Origin of the sequence: Xanthomonas sp. NCPPB 3005 (assembly GCF_041228095.2) — a bacterium.
Classification (GTDB): Bacteria; Pseudomonadota; Gammaproteobacteria; order Xanthomonadales; family Xanthomonadaceae; genus Xanthomonas_A; species Xanthomonas_A bonasiae.
Window position 1 is genome coordinate 4,545,918 of sequence record NZ_CP166096.2, and the last position, 15,998, is coordinate 4,561,915.

Below are 15,998 nucleotides of genomic sequence, written 5' to 3' on the forward strand. Positions count from 1 at the left end.
ACCGCGCTGGGGAACGCCGGCAGGGGCGTGGATCACGGCGCCGGGATCACTCGTACTTGATGTCGGCGTCGTAGCTGCTGCCGCCGGGCTGGCCGTCCTTGCCCAGGCTGATCAGGTCGAACGGCTTGCCGTCGCCGGGCACCTTGTACTCGATCGGGTGGCCCCACGGATCGTTCAGTTCGGCGGGCTTGGCATACGGGCCGAGCCAGCCGCTGACGCCGCCCGGCGCGGCGACCAGATCGTCGAGCTTGGACGGCAGCTTGCCGGTGTCGAGCTGGTAGTTGTCGATCTTGCCGGCCATGGTCTGGATCTGCGACTTGGCCAGATTGGCCTTGCCGCGATCGGCGCCGCCGAGCACGCGGCTGCCGACCAGGGTCAGCACCGCGCCGATCAGCACGATGACGATGATGATTTCCAGCAGGCTCATGCCCGACTGGCGCGCGGCGGAAGGGGAACGGGTCAGGGAACGGATATTTCGCATTGCATCGGATCCTTGCGGTGAAAAACCTTATGTAACCGAACGCGGTGACAAGGGTCGCCATCGGGTGCGGTGCGTGCAGCTGCGCTTCATGCGCGGGAACGGGTTTGGCGCGGCGGCGATCGACCCATGCCGCATTTCGCGCATGACGTGGCGCACAGATGGCCTGGTCATGGCTGTCGCCATCGCTTGGACCGTGCGCGGCGCGACGGGTTCACGCTGCCCTCCCTGGCGCGGCGCCACATGCGCCATGGCGCGGCGCGCGGAGGCTTCCGGCATGGGCGTCGCCGTCCATGGCGCGACAGGGCTGCACCCGGACAGACCTGCCCGGCCATGCGCGAACCAGTGGTTCGCAAATGCATGGCCTCCTTCAATCCGGCAATTCGCTGCGCCTTGGGTTCATGCCGCCATCTCTGGCGCGGCACCACGTGCGCCGGAACCACCGGCCCGGCCATCCGTGGCCGGGCGTTCGGCACCACATGCGCCATGGCGCGGCGCGCGGATGCTGCAGGTATGTCCGCTGCCGTCCATGGCGCGACAGGGCTGCACCCAGACAGACCTGCCCGGCCATCCATGGCCGGGCGTTCGGCCATGCGCGAACCAGTGGTTCGCAAACGCATGGCCTCCTTCAATCCGGCAATTCGCTGCGTCTTGGGTTCATGCCGCCATCCCTGGCGCGACGCCACGTGCGCCGGAACCACCGGCCCGGCCATCCGTGGCCGGGCGTTCGGCGCCACATGCGCCATGGCGCGGCGCGAGGATGCTTCCGGCATGGGCGTCGCCGTCCATGGCGCGACAGGGCTGCACCCGGACAGACCTGCCCGGCCATCCATGGCCGGGCGTTCGGCCATGCGCGAACCAGTGGTTCGCAAACGCATGGCCTCACCCAATCGCATTGGTGAGGTCGTACAGGGGGACGAGGACGGAAATGATCACCAGCCCGACCACCGAGGCCAGGACCAGGGTGATCAACGGCACCAGCGCGGCGAGCAGGCGGTCGATCGCCTGCGCGGTTTCCTGTTCGAAGGTATCGGCGGTCTTCAGCAGCATCGTGTCCAGCGCGCCGGATTCCTCGCCGACCTGGATCATCTGCAGCGCCAGCCGCGGGAAGCGCTTGCCCTTGGACAGCGACGCCGACAGGCCGTGGCCGTTCTTGACGTCGTCGGCCGCGGCGCCGACGTCGGCGGTCAGTGCCAGGTTCGACAGCACGTTGCGCGAAATGCCCAGCGCGGCCAGCAGCGGCACGCCGTTGCGCAGCAGCGTGCCCAGGGTGCGAGTCAGCCGCGCGGTTTCCAGCCGCGCGATCAGCACGCCGATGAAGCGCTGCTTGAGCAGCCAGGCGTCGAAGCTGGCGCGGAACACCGGATCGCGGCGCTTGCGGTCCACCGCCAGCAGCGCCAGCCCGGGCACCACCAGCAACAGGATCCACCAGTCGCGCACGAACAGGCCCACGCTCAGCACCGCCTGGGTGAACCACGGCAGCTGCACGTCCAGGCTCTCGTACATCAGCGCGAACTGCGGCACCACGTAGCCGAGCAGGAACAGCAGCGCGCAGCCGACCACGCTGACCAGGATCGCCGGATAGATCAGCGCATTGATCACCCGCCCTTTCAGCTCGCGGCTGCGCTCCAGGTATTCGGCCAGGCGCTGCAGCGTGTCGTGCAGGCTGCCGCCGGCCTCGCCGGCGCGGACCATGTTGATGTACAGGCGCGAGAACAACCCATGCTGCCGCTCCAGCGCGGTGGACAGCGGCGCGCCGCCGCGCACCGCGTCGCGGATGTCGCCGACGGTGCGCTTGGAGCGCTCGTCCTCGGGCAGTTCGAGCAGGATCGTCAGCGCGCGGTCCAGCGGCTGGCCGGCGCCGAGCAGGGTCGCCAGTTGCTGGGTGAACTGCACCAGCGCCGCGCCGTCGAACGGCTTGGGCCGGAACAGGCCGCGCAGCGAGGTGCCGCCGCCCTGCGCCGCGAGCTTGGCCTCCATCGGCATATGCCCCTGCTCCTGCAGGCGCAGCGCCACCTCGGCGTCGCTGGCGGCCTCCATCTGGCCTTCCAGGATCTCGCCGTGCGGGTTGAGCGCTTTGTAGCGGTACAGGGGCATTAGGGCTGGGAATGGGGAATGGGGAACGGGGAATCGGAAAGCAGGCTGCGCGCGTGCCGGCGCGAACGCCGCAGCCCCACTGCGCCGCTGCGCGCTGCCGCGCCGGGGACGGTGCGCATCAGGTTTCCTCCGTCACGCGCAGCACTTCCTCGATCGTGGTCTGGCCGCTGAGCGCCTTGCCGATGCCGTCCTCGTACATCGTGCGCATGCCGGCCTCGCGCGCCAGCTGTTCGATCTCGCCCATGCCGGCGTGGCGCATCACCGCGCGGCGCAGCGCGTCGTTCATCACCAGGAATTCCATGATCGTGGTGCGGCCCAGGTAGCCGGTCGGCGCGATCGCCGAGGGCCGCGGGCGGAACAGGAAAATGTCGCCCTCGGGCTGCAGCCGGCGCAGTTCGAACTTCTCGATCTCCTCCGGCGAGGCCGCATAGCGCTCGGCATGGGTCGGCTCCAGCCGCCGCACCAGGCGCTGCGCCAGGATGCCGTTGATGGTGGAGGTCAGCAGATAGTCCTCCACGCCCATGTCGAGCAGGCGGGTGATGCCGCCGGCGGCGTTGTTGGTATGCAGCGTGGACAGCACCAGGTGGCCGGTCAGCGCCGACTGGATCGCGATGCGCGCGGTTTCCAGGTCGCGCATTTCGCCGATCATGATGATGTCCGGGTCCTGGCGCACGATGCTGCGCAGCGCGTGCGAGAAATCCAGCCCGATCTGCGGCTTGGCCTGGATCTGGTTGATGCCCTCGATCTGGTATTCGACCGGATCCTCGACGGTGATGATCTTGACGTCGGCGGTATTGAGCTGGCTCAGCGCGGTGTACAGCGTGGTGGTCTTGCCCGAGCCGGTGGGGCCGGTGACCAGCAGGATCCCGTGCGGCTGCTCCAGCACCTTGCGGAACTGCGGCAGGAACGCGTCGGTGAAGCCGAGCCGGTGGAAGTCGAACACCACCGTCTCGCGGTCGAGCAGGCGCATCACCACGCTCTCGCCGTGCGCGGTGGGCACGGTGCTCACGCGCAGGTCCAGTTCCTTGCCCTGCACGCGCAGCATGATGCGTCCGTCCTGCGGCAGGCGGCGTTCGGCGATGTTGAGCTTGGCCATGATCTTGACCCGGCTGATCACCGCCGCGGTCAGGTTGGCCGGCGGGCTTTCGCCGTCGATCAGCACGCCGTCGACGCGGTAGCGCACCTTCAGCCGGTTCTCGAACGGTTCGATGTGGATGTCCGAGGCGCGCAGTTCCACCGCGCGCTGGATCACCAGGTTCACCAGCCGGATCACCGGCGCTTCCGAGGCCAGGTCGCGCAGGTGCTCGATGTCGTCGGCCGCCGTGCTGTCGCCGTCGGCGGTCTCCACGATCGCGCCCATCGCGCTGCGGCCCTGGCCGAACCAGCGCTCGATCAGGTCGTCGATCTCCGAGCGCAGGCCGACCCGCGGCAGCACCTGGAAACCGGTGGCCAGGCGCACCGCATCGGCGGCATAGGCCTCGTGCGGGTCGGACATCCACAGTTCCAGCACGCCGTCGCGCTCGCCCAGCGGGCACACGTGGAATTGCTTGAGGAAGCGCAGCGACAGCGGCTGCGCCTCGGGCAGGTGCTCCGGCGCGGTGGCCGGCAATTGCTTGGCGTCGAGCAGCGGCAGGCCCAGCACTTCGGCGCTGACCTCGGCGTGGTCGCGTTCGGAGACCAGTCCCAGCCGCGCCAGCAGCGACAGCAGGCCGCCGCCGGATTCGCGCTGCAACTGGCGCGCGCGCAGCAGGTCGCCCTCCTTGAGCCGGCCCTTGGCCAGCAACGCATCGACGATGCGCGCCTCGGGCGTATCGACAGCGGCAGCAGTGTCCTTGACGAGCGCGTTCACACAATCCCTCCAGAGCGTGCGGCGACTTTAGCAGTTCGGCGCGACCTGCCGCCCGCCCGCGCCGCATCGGCCCGCCGCACTGTCTACGACGCCGTGGCGGCGCGGCACGCCGTCATTGGCGTGACATACGCGGCGCGCAGCATCGCGCGTTGCGGCGCGGTGTGCACGCCGCGCGCGGCACCGGCGTTGCAGCGCACAAGCGCAACGGACAATGGCGCACGCTTGCGCAGCGGCCGCTGCGCCGGCAACGGCAGCGACCGGCGCGCTCGAGGTTTTCAGCTCCAAAACGCAGGAAACCCGGCCGGAGCCGGGTTTCCTGGGTCACTCCGGCGCCGTTGCCGGCGCCGTCCAGCGCACGCTTACTGGCGCGCGACCAGGCTGACGCCGCTGTAGCTCGAGGTGCCGACCAGCTTGACGTAGTAGGTGCCGGCCTGCGGCGCGGTGAAGCGCACCGTCTCGTTGTTGCCCGGACGCGCCGACTTGGCGTCGTAGCTGGTGGTGCTGGGCTCCTTGTCGAAGCTCACGTACAGCGACACGTTGCCGCTGCCGCCGTAGGTGAGGAAGCTCAGCACCGCACCGGCCTCGGCCTCGAAGCTGTACAGCACTTCGTTGCCTGCCGCACCGGTCAACCCGGCCACCGCCACCTTGTTGGTCAGCGCAGTCGCCGGCGGCGCGCACTCTTCGGTCTGCGGGTCGCACGGCACTTCCAGCGCCTTGTCCAGCGCCGCCTTGGCATCGACGATGCCGGTACCGATCGGAGTGCTGGTCGGGATCGACACCGGGAACGGACGCGCGGTCTGCTTGAGCAGGGTTTCCAGCGCGGCCGGGGTCAGCGGCGCGTTGCCGGCGGCGATCACCGCGCTCTGCACCAGGGCCGCCACCGCCGCCACGTGCGGCGAGGCCATCGAGGTGCCGCCCATGCCCATGTAGGTGTAGTTGCCCGAGGTCGGCGTGGTCGCACCGGTATAGCCGTTCTGCCAGACGAAGCCGCCCGGGTTGCCGTCGACGCTGCCGCCGCCGCCCGGACCGGACAGGTCCACCGCCGCGCCATAGTTCGAGTAGTAGGCGATGCCGCCGGTGATGCGCGTCGCGCCGACCGCGATCACGTTGGCGCAGCTGGCCGGACGGAAGTTGGCCGCATTGCCGGCGCTGTTGCCGGCCGCCACCACCACCGTGGTGCCGCGCGCCACCGCGCCGTTGATCGCATCCTGGTACAGCGTGTCGCAGGTGCCGCTGCCGCCCAGGCTCATGTTGATGACCTCGGCCGGATTGGCGTTGGCCGGCACGCCGGCGACGGTGCCGCCGGAGGCCCAGGTGATCGCGTCGGCGATGTCGGACAGGTAGCCGCCGCACTTGCCGAGCACGCGCACCGGCAGCACCGTGGCGTTCGGCGCGACGCCGGCCATGCCGACACCGTTGTTGGTGGCCTCGGCGACGGTGCCGGCGACATGGCTGCCGTGCCAGGAGCTGTCCTCGGCGAGCGAGCCCGCATAGCACTCGTTGTCGTTCTCGACCCAGTCGCCGTAGTCCAGCGCGCCCGGCACGCGCGCGTCGGTCGGACGCCGCGAGGTCTCCGCATCGGAGATGAAGTCGTAGCCCTGCAGCAGGTTCACCGCCACGTCCGGATGGTTCGGCAGGATGCCGGTATCCAGCACCGCGACGACCACGCCATCGCCCTTGGACACGTCCCAGGCGGCCGGCGAGTTGATGCCGCCGGTGGCGCTGCTCAGGTGCCACTGGTACTGCGCGTACAGCGGGTCGTTGGGCACCAGCTGCGGCTGCTCCAGCGTCGCCTTGGGCAGCTCGGTGCGCTGCAGCTTGACGTCCACCTGCGCGTACTTGACCGCCGGGTCGGCGGCGATTTCCGCCACCACCTTGTCCACGTCGGCCTTGCTCAGCTTGCCCGACAGGCGGATCAGGTCGGCGCCCACGCCCAGGGTACGCACGTATTCGGCGCGCACGCTGGCGGCCGCGGCACGCGAGATGCCGTTGCTGCCGCCCAGGCTGGCGCGGGTCACGGCCGACTGCACCGCCGACAGCTTGGCGCTGCGGTCGCTGGCGGCGGCGCTGCCGGCGTTGTAGCGCACCACGATGCGGCTGGAAGTCTGCGCGTCGGCCGGCGCGGCCTTGGCCGGTTGCTTGACCGGCAGCGACGCGGCACCGGCCGCGAATGCGCTCGAGGCCCCCAGCGACATCGCCAGCATGGCGGCGGCGATGGCATTGATACGGAGATTTTGCTTGTCGATCACGTTGACGTCCTCTTCAAAGTTTCGTGGATCAGGCGACTGTTGCGGCCGTAAAAAAGCTCCTTTTTCCCGAATCCGTTGGCCGGCCCAGCCAAGGTCCTTAGGTCTGCCCCCTCAGGCCATTGCGTGGGCGGACGGCGGCGCGCGCCGCCGTCCGCGATGGCTCACCAGCCGAAGCCGGCGCCGATGCCGACCGAGCTGTCGTCGCCGCTGAACGCGCCGCCGATGGTCAGCGTGGCGCGCTCGCTGAAGGCGCGCTGGTAGCCCACCGACAGCGCCGACTCGCCGTTCTGGAAACCGACGCCGGCACCGACCCGGTTCTGGGTGCGGATGCCCGCCGCGCTGGTGGCCATGTTGAGCATCGCCGCGCTCATCGCGCCCTGCCGGTCGATGCGGCGATCCTGGTCGCGCAACCGCGCATCGACGTCGCCGCGCAGCACGTCGAAGCTGTCGGCCATCGTGTTGAAGCGCGTGTCGGTGTACGACTTGGCGGTGGCGACGCCGCTGTCGAGCTGGCTCTTGTTGACCGCATCGGTAGCCTGGGTGCCGGCGGCAACGTTGGCGACCTGGCGCTCGTTGCCGGCGCTGCCCACCGACACCGTGTTGGCGCGGTCGGCGACCGAGCCCTGGCCCAGCGCGACCGCCCCCTGCGCCGTGGCGCTGGCGCCCTGGCCGAGCGCGGTGCCCGAGGCCGCAGTGACGCTGGCGCCCTCGCCCATCGCCACCGCATTGGTCGCCACCGCGGCGATGTGGCTGTTGGCGCCCACCGCGGTGCTGCCGTCGGCGTTGACCTTGGCGTTGCTGCCGATCGCGGTGTCGTTGGGGCCGTGCGCATAGGCGCTGCCGCCGATCGCGGTGCCGGTGACGTCATTGGCGCGCGCCGCGGTGCCGACCGCCGTCGCGCTCGTCCCCGCATCGGCCACGGCCGTCTCGCCGACCTGCGCGGTGGACGCGGTGCCGGACACGGTCGCCGACTCGGACACCGCCTGCGCGCTGGCCACGGTCGACTCCGGCTCGGCCACCGACGCCACGCTGGCGACACGCGCATTGCGTGCCACGCTGGCGGTACCGCCACTGCGCGCATCCAGTTCGCTGACCTTGCCGTCCAGCGCCGCCAGCGCATCGCCGACGTTGCTGTAGCTGGCGCCCTGGATCACGTAGGTCGGCGCCACGAACAGGCCTTGCGCGCCGAGTCCGGCGCCGCCGCCGAGGAACGTGGCCATGTTGCTCAGCGACTGGTACAGCTGGCTGCCGTTGATCGCCTCGGTGCTGCCGGCGGCGACGCTGCCCGCGGTCAGATTGACGATACGCCGCGTGGCCGGGCCGCCGCGGCCGTTGCCGCTGCCCAGCGACACCGTGTCGGCCTCGTAGACGCGCGAACCGGCGCCCAGCGCGACCGCGTTGTCGGCCGACACGCCGGCATTGGCGCCGATCGCCACGCCGTTGCTGCCGCTGTTGCGGACGAAGCTGTTGTAGCCCAGCGCCACGCCGTTCTCGCCGATCGCATTGGTCTGCAGGCCGACGGCGGTGCTGCGCGCGCCGCTGGCCGAACTGCTGGCGCCCGACGCAGTCGCGCCGGCGCCGCTGGCGAGGCTGTCCACGCCCAGCGCGGTGCTGCGCAGGCCGCTGGCCGTGGCGCCGGCACCGGCCGCGGTGCTGTTCACGCCGCTGGCGCTGGCCACGCCGCTGCCCGAGCTCTGGAAGTTGGCGCTGGTTTCGCCGGCGGCCGCCGCCACCGCATCGAGCTGCGTCTTGTTCACCGCATCGGTGGCGTTGACCGCCGCGCCGACGTTGGTGATGCGACGCGTGGCCGGCGCGCTGACGCCGTTGCCGCCGCCCACCGACACCACGTTGGCCTCGCTGGCGCGCGAACCGGCGCCCAGCGCGACGCTGTTGCTGCCGCTGGCCCAGGCGCTGGTGCCCAGCGCGGTGGCGTTGATGCCGCTGTAGGCATAGGCATCCTGGCCGATCGCGGTGCCGCCCTGCGCGGTGGCCCAGGCGAACTGGCCCACCGCGGTGGTCTGCGCCGCGGTGGCCCAGGCCGACGCGCCGAGCGCGGTCGCATCCTCGCCGGTGGCGCGCGAGCTGTAGCCCAGCGCCGACGCATACGCGCCGGACGCGGTGCTGCCCCAGCCCAGTGCCGAGGCGTAGTCGCCCGCCGCCTCGGCGCCGTAGCCGAAGGCGCTGGTGCGGGTGCCGCTGGCGCTGCTGAACGCACCGACCGCGGTGCTGTAGTCGGTCGTGGCTTCGGCCTTGTAGCCGTTGGCGGTGGACTGCAGGCCGGCAGCGGTAGCGCCGGCGCCGCTGGCGCTGCTGAACGCGGCGGTGGCCTGCGCGCCCGCACCGAGCGCGGTGGCGCCGACGTCGCTGGCGGTGGTGGTGCCGTCGAGCAGCACGTTGCCGGCGTCGTCGGTGTAGTACAGCGAACCGCCGATCGCGGTGCTGGACTCGCCGGTGGCGGTGGCGTTGTAGCCGGACGCGGTGGCGTACTGCGCGCCGGCCAGCGCGCCGCTGCCGAACGCCGAGGCGCCGGTGCCGAAGGCGTTGGACGCCTCGCCAGCGGCGGTGGCGTAGTTGCCTTCGACATAGCTGCCGACGTCGTCGGCCGGCTCTGCGCCGCCGCTGGCCTTGAACTGCTTGCCGGTGGCATCGGCGGACTGCTTGACCGCATCCAGCTGCGCGACGTTGACCGCATCGGTGGCTTCGGTACCGGCGGCGACGTTGGCGATCTGCCGCTCGCTGCCGACGCTGCCCACCGACACGGTGTTGTCGCGGTCGGCCTCGGACAGCGCGCCCAGCGCCACGCTGTTGCTGGCGGACGCATAGGCGCCGTAGCCGAAGGCGCTGGAATCGGCGGCGCTGGCGTAGGCCAGGCTGCCGATGGCGGTGCTGAAGTCGGCGGTGGCGCCGGCGCCGGCGCCGAACGCCGACGAATTGGCACCGGAGGCTTCGGCCGGAATCAGCCCGAAGAACGAGGTGCCGCCGACCGCGACGCTCTCCTCGCCGGATGCCACGCTGTACTCGCCCACCGCCACGCTGCTGGTGCCGGAGGCGGTGGAGGCGACGCCGACCGCGGTGCCGTAGTCGCCGGCGGCGAGCGCGCCATAGCCCAGCGCCGAGGACAGGTAGCCGCTGGCTTCGCTGTAGCCGCCGAGCGCGGTGGCGCCGATGTTCGAGGCACTGCTGCGGAAACCGGTGGCGGTGGCCTGGTTGTCCGACGCCACCGCCTCGCTGCCGGTGGCAGTGGAGTAGGTACCGCTGGCCTGCGCACCGGCACCGCTGGCGCTGGCGCCGATCTCGCTGGCCAGCGCACCGTTGCCGATGGCGATGCTGTCCTGGCCCAGCGCCTGGCTGTCGCTGCCGAGCGCGACCGCATCGCTGCCGCTGGACACCGCGTTGAAGCCGATCGCGGTGGCCCCGGCCGCCAGCGCGTTGGCGCCGCCGCCCAGCGCGGTGCTGCCGTCGCCGATCGCATTGGCCGCCTCGCCGGCGGCCAGCGCATTGTCGCCTTCGACATAGGCGCCGGCATCGCTGGCGTCGCTGCCGCTGGCCTGGAAGTACTTGCTGGTGGTTTCCGCCGCCTGCTTGACCGCATCGAGCTGGGCGACGTTGACCGCGTCGGTGGCTTCGGTGCCGGCGGCGACGTTGGTGATCTGGCGCTCGTTGCCGGCGCTGCCGACCGACACGCTGTAGGCGCGATCGGCCACCGAGCCTGCGCCCAGCGCCACGGCGTTGGAGGCGGTCGCCTCGCTGCCGGCGCCGATCGCCACCGCGCTTTCCGCATCGGCCAGGCTGTTGGTGCCCAGGGCGATCGTGTTGACCTGGTTGCCCAGCGCCTGGAAGCCCATCGCCACGCTGTAGTTGCCGTAGCCGAACGCGCCGCGGCCCACCGCGGTGGCGCTGAGGCCCGGTGCCCAGCTGTTGAAGCCGATCGAGGTGGCGCCGCTGCCGCTGGCCCACGCACCGGTGCCGAAGGCCGAGGCATTGGTGCCGGTCGCCCACGCCGAGGCGCCGAACGCCGACGCGCCGTCGGCGGTGGCCCAGGCATAGGCGCCGCTGGCGCTGGCGTCGTCGCCGCTGGCCCAGGCGTTGTCGCCCTGCGCCAGGCTGTAGCTGCCGGTCGCACGCGCCTTGTAGCCGCCGGCGGTGCTGTGGTCGCCGGTGGCCTGTGCGCCGTAGCCGGTGGCGGTTGCCAGCGCACCGGTGGCCTGGGCGCCGGCGCCGATGGCGGTGGCATTCTCGCCGGCGTTGGCGCCGATCAGCTGCGCGTTGCCGTCGGCATCGGTGATCGGCTGGTTGTACTGGTCGAAGGCCTGGCCCTGGCCGCCGATCGCGGTGCTGCCGGTACCGCCGGCGGTGCTGCCGTTGCCGAGCGCGACCGCGTCGCTGCCGATCGCGGCGGCGCCGCTGCCGTACGCGGCCGCGCCGTTGCCGTAGGCATTGGCCGCATCGCCTGCCGCGACCGCGCCTTCGCCATCGGCGTAGGCGCCGACCGTACCGCTGCCGCTGCTGGTGAAGAATTTGGCGGTGGTCTCGGCGGTCTGCTTCACCGCGTCCAGCTGCGCCACGTTGACCGCGTCGGTGGCCTGGCTGCCGGCAGCGACGTTGGCGATCTGCCGTTCGCTGCCCACATCGCCGACCGATACCGTGTTGGCGCGGCGCGCGACCGAGTTGGAACCCAGCGCCACGCTGTCGGCGGCGAGCGCGGTGCTGTAGTAGCCGATCGCGGTGCTGTTGGCGCCGCTGGCCCAGGACTCGGCGCCGAGCGCCGTGGCGAAGGCGCCCGGCGCATAGGCGAAGTAGCCCAGCGCGGTGCTTTCCAGGCCGGAGGCCTCGCTGAGGCTGCCGCTGGCGAGGCTGTAGTCGCCCGAGGCGATCGCGCCGGCACCGAACGCCGCCGCGCTCTCGCCGCTGGCCTGGGTCTGCACGAACAGGCCCAGGCCCGGGATCAGGTCGGCCGGACCGCCGACGGCGACGCTGCTGGCGCCGGTCGCCGCGCTCTGCGTGCCGACCGCGGTGGCGTAGTCGCCGGTGGCGTTGGCCACCGCGCCGAAAGCCGAGGCCTGCGCGCCGCTGGCGTAGGCGCCCACGCCTACCGCCGAGGCGGCGAAGCCGCCGGCATCGGCGCTGGCGCCCAGCGCGGTGCCGCCGACGCCGGCGCTGGTCGCGCCGGTGTCCACCGCCACCCCGCCGTTGGTGATCAGCGGGTCGCCGTTCTCGTCGACCGCCACACCGCCCACGGCCACCGCCGCCGGGCCGGTGGCCTGCGCGTTGGTGCCGAACGCGGCGCTGTTCTGCCCCGCCGCGACCGCGCCGCTGCCCACCGCGGTGGCGCCGCTGCTCAGCGCATCGGCACCGCCGCCGAGCGCGGTGCTGCCGTTGCCGATGGCATTGGCCGCCTCGCCCGCGGCCAGCGCATCGTCGCCTTCGACATAGGCGCCGGCGTCGCTGTTGCCGGCGCTGGCCTGCAGGTACTTGCCCGCCGCCTGCAGTTGCGCGACGTTGACCGCGTCGGTGGCCTCGGTACCGGCGGCGACGCTGGTGATCTGCCGGGTCAGGCCGCTGGCCACGTCGCCGACCGAGACGCTGTTGTCGCGGTCCGCGTAGGAATACGCGCCGAGCGCGACCGCGCTGGATGCGGAACGGTTCTGCGCGTCCTCGAGCCAGCTGCTGACCCGCGCGCCGTAGCCGATCGCGGTCGCGTCGGTGCCGTTGGCCGCGCTGTTGGCGCCGATCGCGGTGCTGCTGTCGTGGAACATCGAGGTCACCGCATCGGCGCCGAGGGCCACGCTGTTGGCGGTCCACGCGGTGGACGCCTGGCCGATCGCCACTCCGCCCTCGCCCGCGGACAGCGCATGGGCGCCGAGCGAGACGGTGTGCGGCGCGAACGAACCGGCGCTGTGGCCGATCGCCACCGAGTCGGCGGTACCGTTCTCCAGGTTCGGGAACACGTTGGCGTTGTAGCCCAGCGCGATCGCGTAGTCGCCCTGGCTCTGCGCGCCCGCGCCCAGGGCGACGCCGCCGACGCCGGTCGCCGCGGCGATGCCGACGCTGTTGCCGGCGCTTTCGGCGGCGGTGCTGACGCCGCCGATGGCGACGCTGTCGGTGCCGCTGGCCAGGGCATTCATGCCCATCGCCACGGTACTGGTCGCGGTCGCCCGCGCGCCGATGCCGGTCGCGGTGGCGTAGTCGCCCGCGGCGCGCGAGCCGTAGCCCACCGCCGTGCCCAGCGCGCCGGACACTTCGGACAGGCCGCCGACCGCAGTGGCGCCGTCCTGGAAGGTCTGCGCGTGATAGCCCAGCGCGGTACTCTGCACGCCGCTGGCCGAGCTGCCGGTGCCGACCGCGGTGCTCAGCGGATCCAGCGCCTGCGCGCCGCCGCCGATCGCCGTGGCCGCGGTGCCCAGCGCCTGCGTGGTCTGCTCGCGGCTGCCGACGATGAAGCCGTTCTCGTCGTATTCGTACACGGTGGCGACGCCGCCGATCGCGGTCGCCGACTCGCCGTCGGCGGTGGCGTTGGCGCCAAGCGCGCTGGCGTTCTGGCCGTTGGCCACCGCGCCGCTGCCGATCGCGGACGCCGCGGTGCCGCCGGCGAAGCTGCTGGAGCCCAGCGCGGTGGCGTAGTCGCCGTCGGCCAGCGCGTTGGAACCGGAGGCGGTGGCCTCCTCGCCCTGCGCCAGCGCGCTGCCTTCGCCGTTGGCGGAGAACAGGCGCGCGGTGGTGTCGGCGACGTTGGCGACCGCATCGAGCTGGTCCAGGTTCACCGCATCGGTGCCCTCGGTACCGGCGGCGACGTTGGCGATCTGGCGCTCGTTGCCGGCGCTGCCGACCGAGACCGTGTCGGCGCGATCGGCAGTGGAGCCCTGGCCCAGCGCGACGCTGCCGGCGGCCGCGGCCTTGGCGCCGTAGCCCAGCGCGGTGGAGTCCTCGGCCTGCGCCCAGGAGGCGCCGCCGAGCGCGGTGCTGGAGTCGCCGTCGGCCGAACTCAGCCAGCCGATCGAGGTGGAGAACGCGCCGTTGGCCCAGGCGCCGGCGCCGAACGCCGAACCGCCTTCGCCCTGCGCTTCGGTGGCGAAAAAGCCGAGCACGCTGCCGCCGACCGCGGTGCTGGATTCGCCGCTGGCCAGGCTCGACTCGCCCACCGCCACGGCGCTGCCGCCGCTGGCGTTGGCGCCGTAACCGAACGCGGAGGCGAAATCGCCGCCGGCCTGGCTGAAGCCGCCGTTCGCGGTGCTGGCGAGGCCGCCGGCCTCGGCGGAGAAACCGGTGGCCGTGCTCTGCACGCCGTCGGCGCGCGCGGCGGTACCGAGCGCGGTGGAGAACGCACCGTTGCCCTGCGCGCCGGCGCCGAACGCGCTGGCGCCCTGCGCCGCGGCGCTGGTGGTGCCTTCCAGCAGCACCTCGCCGTTCTCGTCGACGATCGACAGCGCACCGCCGACCGCGGTCGCCGAAGCGCCCGTCGCGGTCGCGTTGCTGCCCACCGCGGTGGCATTGCCGCCCACGCTGGTGGCGCCGCTGCCCAGCGCGCTGCTGCCGTTGCCGATCGCATTGGCGGCTTCGCCGGCGGCCAGTGCGTTGTCGCCTTCCACGTAGGCGCCGGCATCGCTGTCGGCGCTGCCGCTGGACTGGAAATACTTGGCGGTGGTGTCGGCGGTCTGCTTGACCGCGTCGAGCTGGGCCACGTTGACCGCATCGGTGGCTTCGCTGCCGGCGGCGACGTTGGTGATCTGGCGTTCGCCGCCGGCCTTGCCGACCGACACGCTGTTGTCGCGATCGGCGAGCGCATCGGCGCCCAGCGCCACGCTGTTCTCGCCCTGCGCCACGGCGGCATTGCCGAGCGCGGTGCTGTTGTAGCCGATCGCGGTGGCGAAGCCGCCGACCGCGGTCGCGAAGTCGGCATCGGCGGTGGCGCCGAGGCCGACCGCCGCGGTGGCGGTGCCGTTGGCGACGCTTTCGGCGCCGAGCGCGGTCGCGCCGATGCCGGTGGCGGTGCTGTAGTAGCCGAGGGCAGTGGATTCCAGGCCGTTCGCTTCGCTGAGCGCGCCGCTGGCCACGCTGCCGTCGCCGCTGGCGTTGCTGGCCGCGCCGGTGGCGGTGCTCTGTTCGCCGCTGGCGTTGCTTTCGGCGCCGACCGCGGTGGCGTAGTCGCCGCTGGCGCTGGCGCCGTCGCCGATCTGCAGCGCCTGCGCCTGTGCGGCCGAGGGCAGCACGGATCCGCCGGCGCCCAGCGCCATGGCGATCGCGGCCGACAAGGCCAGGCCCTGCGCGCGCCCAGCCCTGCCTTCGCGAACGAGCTGGCCGCGGGAATCGCCGCTGGCCAGTTCCGAGGCCACGGTCCACATCCCCAACGCCTTGTTCCAGACCTTGCGATAAATCCGATTCATCGAGTACTGCTCCTCAATAGGCTGGTTTTTGGTCAAAAAGCCACCCTCGCCCGGCATTCCAGCCGGCCGACCCCCTGTCGGTATATGCGCCGCATCCCTGACTCGCAGCGCGACAGGCTGGCGCCTGTCGCTGCCCGTCTGCCTTGATGAACCAAGACGAAATGCGGAACTGTCTGGAGTGTTAACCCCGTATCTTGAGTACGTCAAGTTTTTGACTAAAAACGGCACGACAAGGGATGGAGATCTCGGATTTACAACTTAATTGTTAATATTTCGATAAATTTCAATCAAAACAAGACATTCCGCCAAATTCTCGGCACGGCACTTGCCATACGTTGACATTGGGCCGGCGCGGCATTCGCTGTTGCGCCAAGGGTTTGACGCGCATCGGGGTGATGGCGGAGAAGGCTTGCCGCTGGCCTGAGGGCGAGGGCCGTGTTCCGTCGTGCACAAGCGCAACTGCGCAGAATGCAGCCGTTGGCCGGCAGCGGAAGGCCGCGGTCAGTCCGCCATCGAGGGGTGCGAAACGAGGTTTTCTTCAGCCGGTTTCAGGCTGCAGCGGCCTGGCCGCCACTCGGCGATACGAGACACGGCTCTGACGGTTCGCCGAGGCTGCGTCCGTACCCTCATCCGCCCCTGCGGGGGCACCTTCCCCCGAAAAGGGGACCATGGTCCCGACGGGAGAAGGGAACGGCCGCGGTGTGCTTTAGCCCCTCTCCCACCGGGAGAGGGGTTGGGGTGAGGGTACGGCGCGAAGCGACTCGCGGAGTTGGGTGCACGAGGCTGCGCCCGGCCCCTCATCCACCCCTGCGGGGCACCTTCTCCCGAAAAGGGGGCCATGGTCCCGAGGGGAGAAGGGAACGGCGCGGTGTGCTTTAGCCCCTCTCCCACCGGGAGAGGGGTTGGGGTGAGGGTCCGGCGCGAAGCGTCTCGCGGCGTTTGGG

The 15,998-nt window shown here is 71.7% G+C and carries 5 protein-coding genes and 1 pseudogene; all 6 read right to left on the reverse strand.

From position 1 onward, the window contains the following. Positions 1 to 46: 46 nt before the first annotated feature. The gene (gene gspG, locus AB8810_RS19690; RefSeq protein WP_179568521.1) at positions 47 to 481 is read right to left on the reverse strand and encodes a type II secretion system major pseudopilin GspG; all 435 of its coding nucleotides are present in this window, start codon (positions 479 to 481) and stop codon (positions 47 to 49) included. 879 nt (positions 482 to 1,360) lie between these two features. Then, the gene (locus tag AB8810_RS19695) at positions 1,361 to 2,575 is read right to left on the reverse strand and encodes a type II secretion system F family protein (protein WP_179568523.1); all 1,215 of its coding nucleotides are present in this window, start codon (positions 2,573 to 2,575) and stop codon (positions 1,361 to 1,363) included. Between the two features lie 118 nt (positions 2,576 to 2,693). Further along, positions 2,694 to 4,424 carry a type II secretion system ATPase GspE gene (gene gspE, locus AB8810_RS19700; RefSeq protein WP_179568525.1) on the reverse strand — a complete coding sequence of 577 codons (1,731 nt, stop codon included), beginning with the start codon at positions 4,422 to 4,424 and terminating at the stop codon, positions 2,694 to 2,696. A 359-nt stretch (positions 4,425 to 4,783) separates the two neighbouring features. Then, the gene (locus tag AB8810_RS19705) at positions 4,784 to 6,673 is read right to left on the reverse strand and encodes a S8 family peptidase (RefSeq protein WP_369914619.1); all 1,890 of its coding nucleotides are present in this window, start codon (positions 6,671 to 6,673) and stop codon (positions 4,784 to 4,786) included. 161 nt (positions 6,674 to 6,834) lie between these two features. Then, positions 6,835 to 12,798, reverse strand: a complete 5,964-nt coding sequence (locus AB8810_RS19710) for a hypothetical protein (RefSeq protein WP_369916689.1) — start codon at positions 12,796 to 12,798, stop codon at positions 6,835 to 6,837. Beyond that, positions 12,787 to 15,111: pseudogene (locus tag AB8810_RS19715) on the reverse strand (ESPR-type extended signal peptide-containing protein); the annotation flags it as partial. The gene AB8810_RS19710 and the pseudogene AB8810_RS19715, both read right to left, overlap by 12 nt. Between the last annotated feature and the right edge of the window lie 887 nt (positions 15,112 to 15,998).

What these genes read in the sequence shown, in the direction of transcription:
- gspG (WP_179568521.1), bottom strand. Translation starts at nt 481, where the DNA reads ATGCGAAATATCCGTTCCCTGACCCGTTCCCCTTCCGCCGCGCGCCAG.
- AB8810_RS19695 (WP_179568523.1), bottom strand. Translation starts at nt 2,575, where the DNA reads ATGCCCCTGTACCGCTACAAAGCGCTCAACCCGCACGGCGAGATCCTG.
- AB8810_RS19710 (WP_369916689.1), bottom strand. Translation starts at nt 12,798, where the DNA reads ATGAATGCCCTGGCCAGCGGCACCGACAGCGTCGCCATCGGCGGCGTC.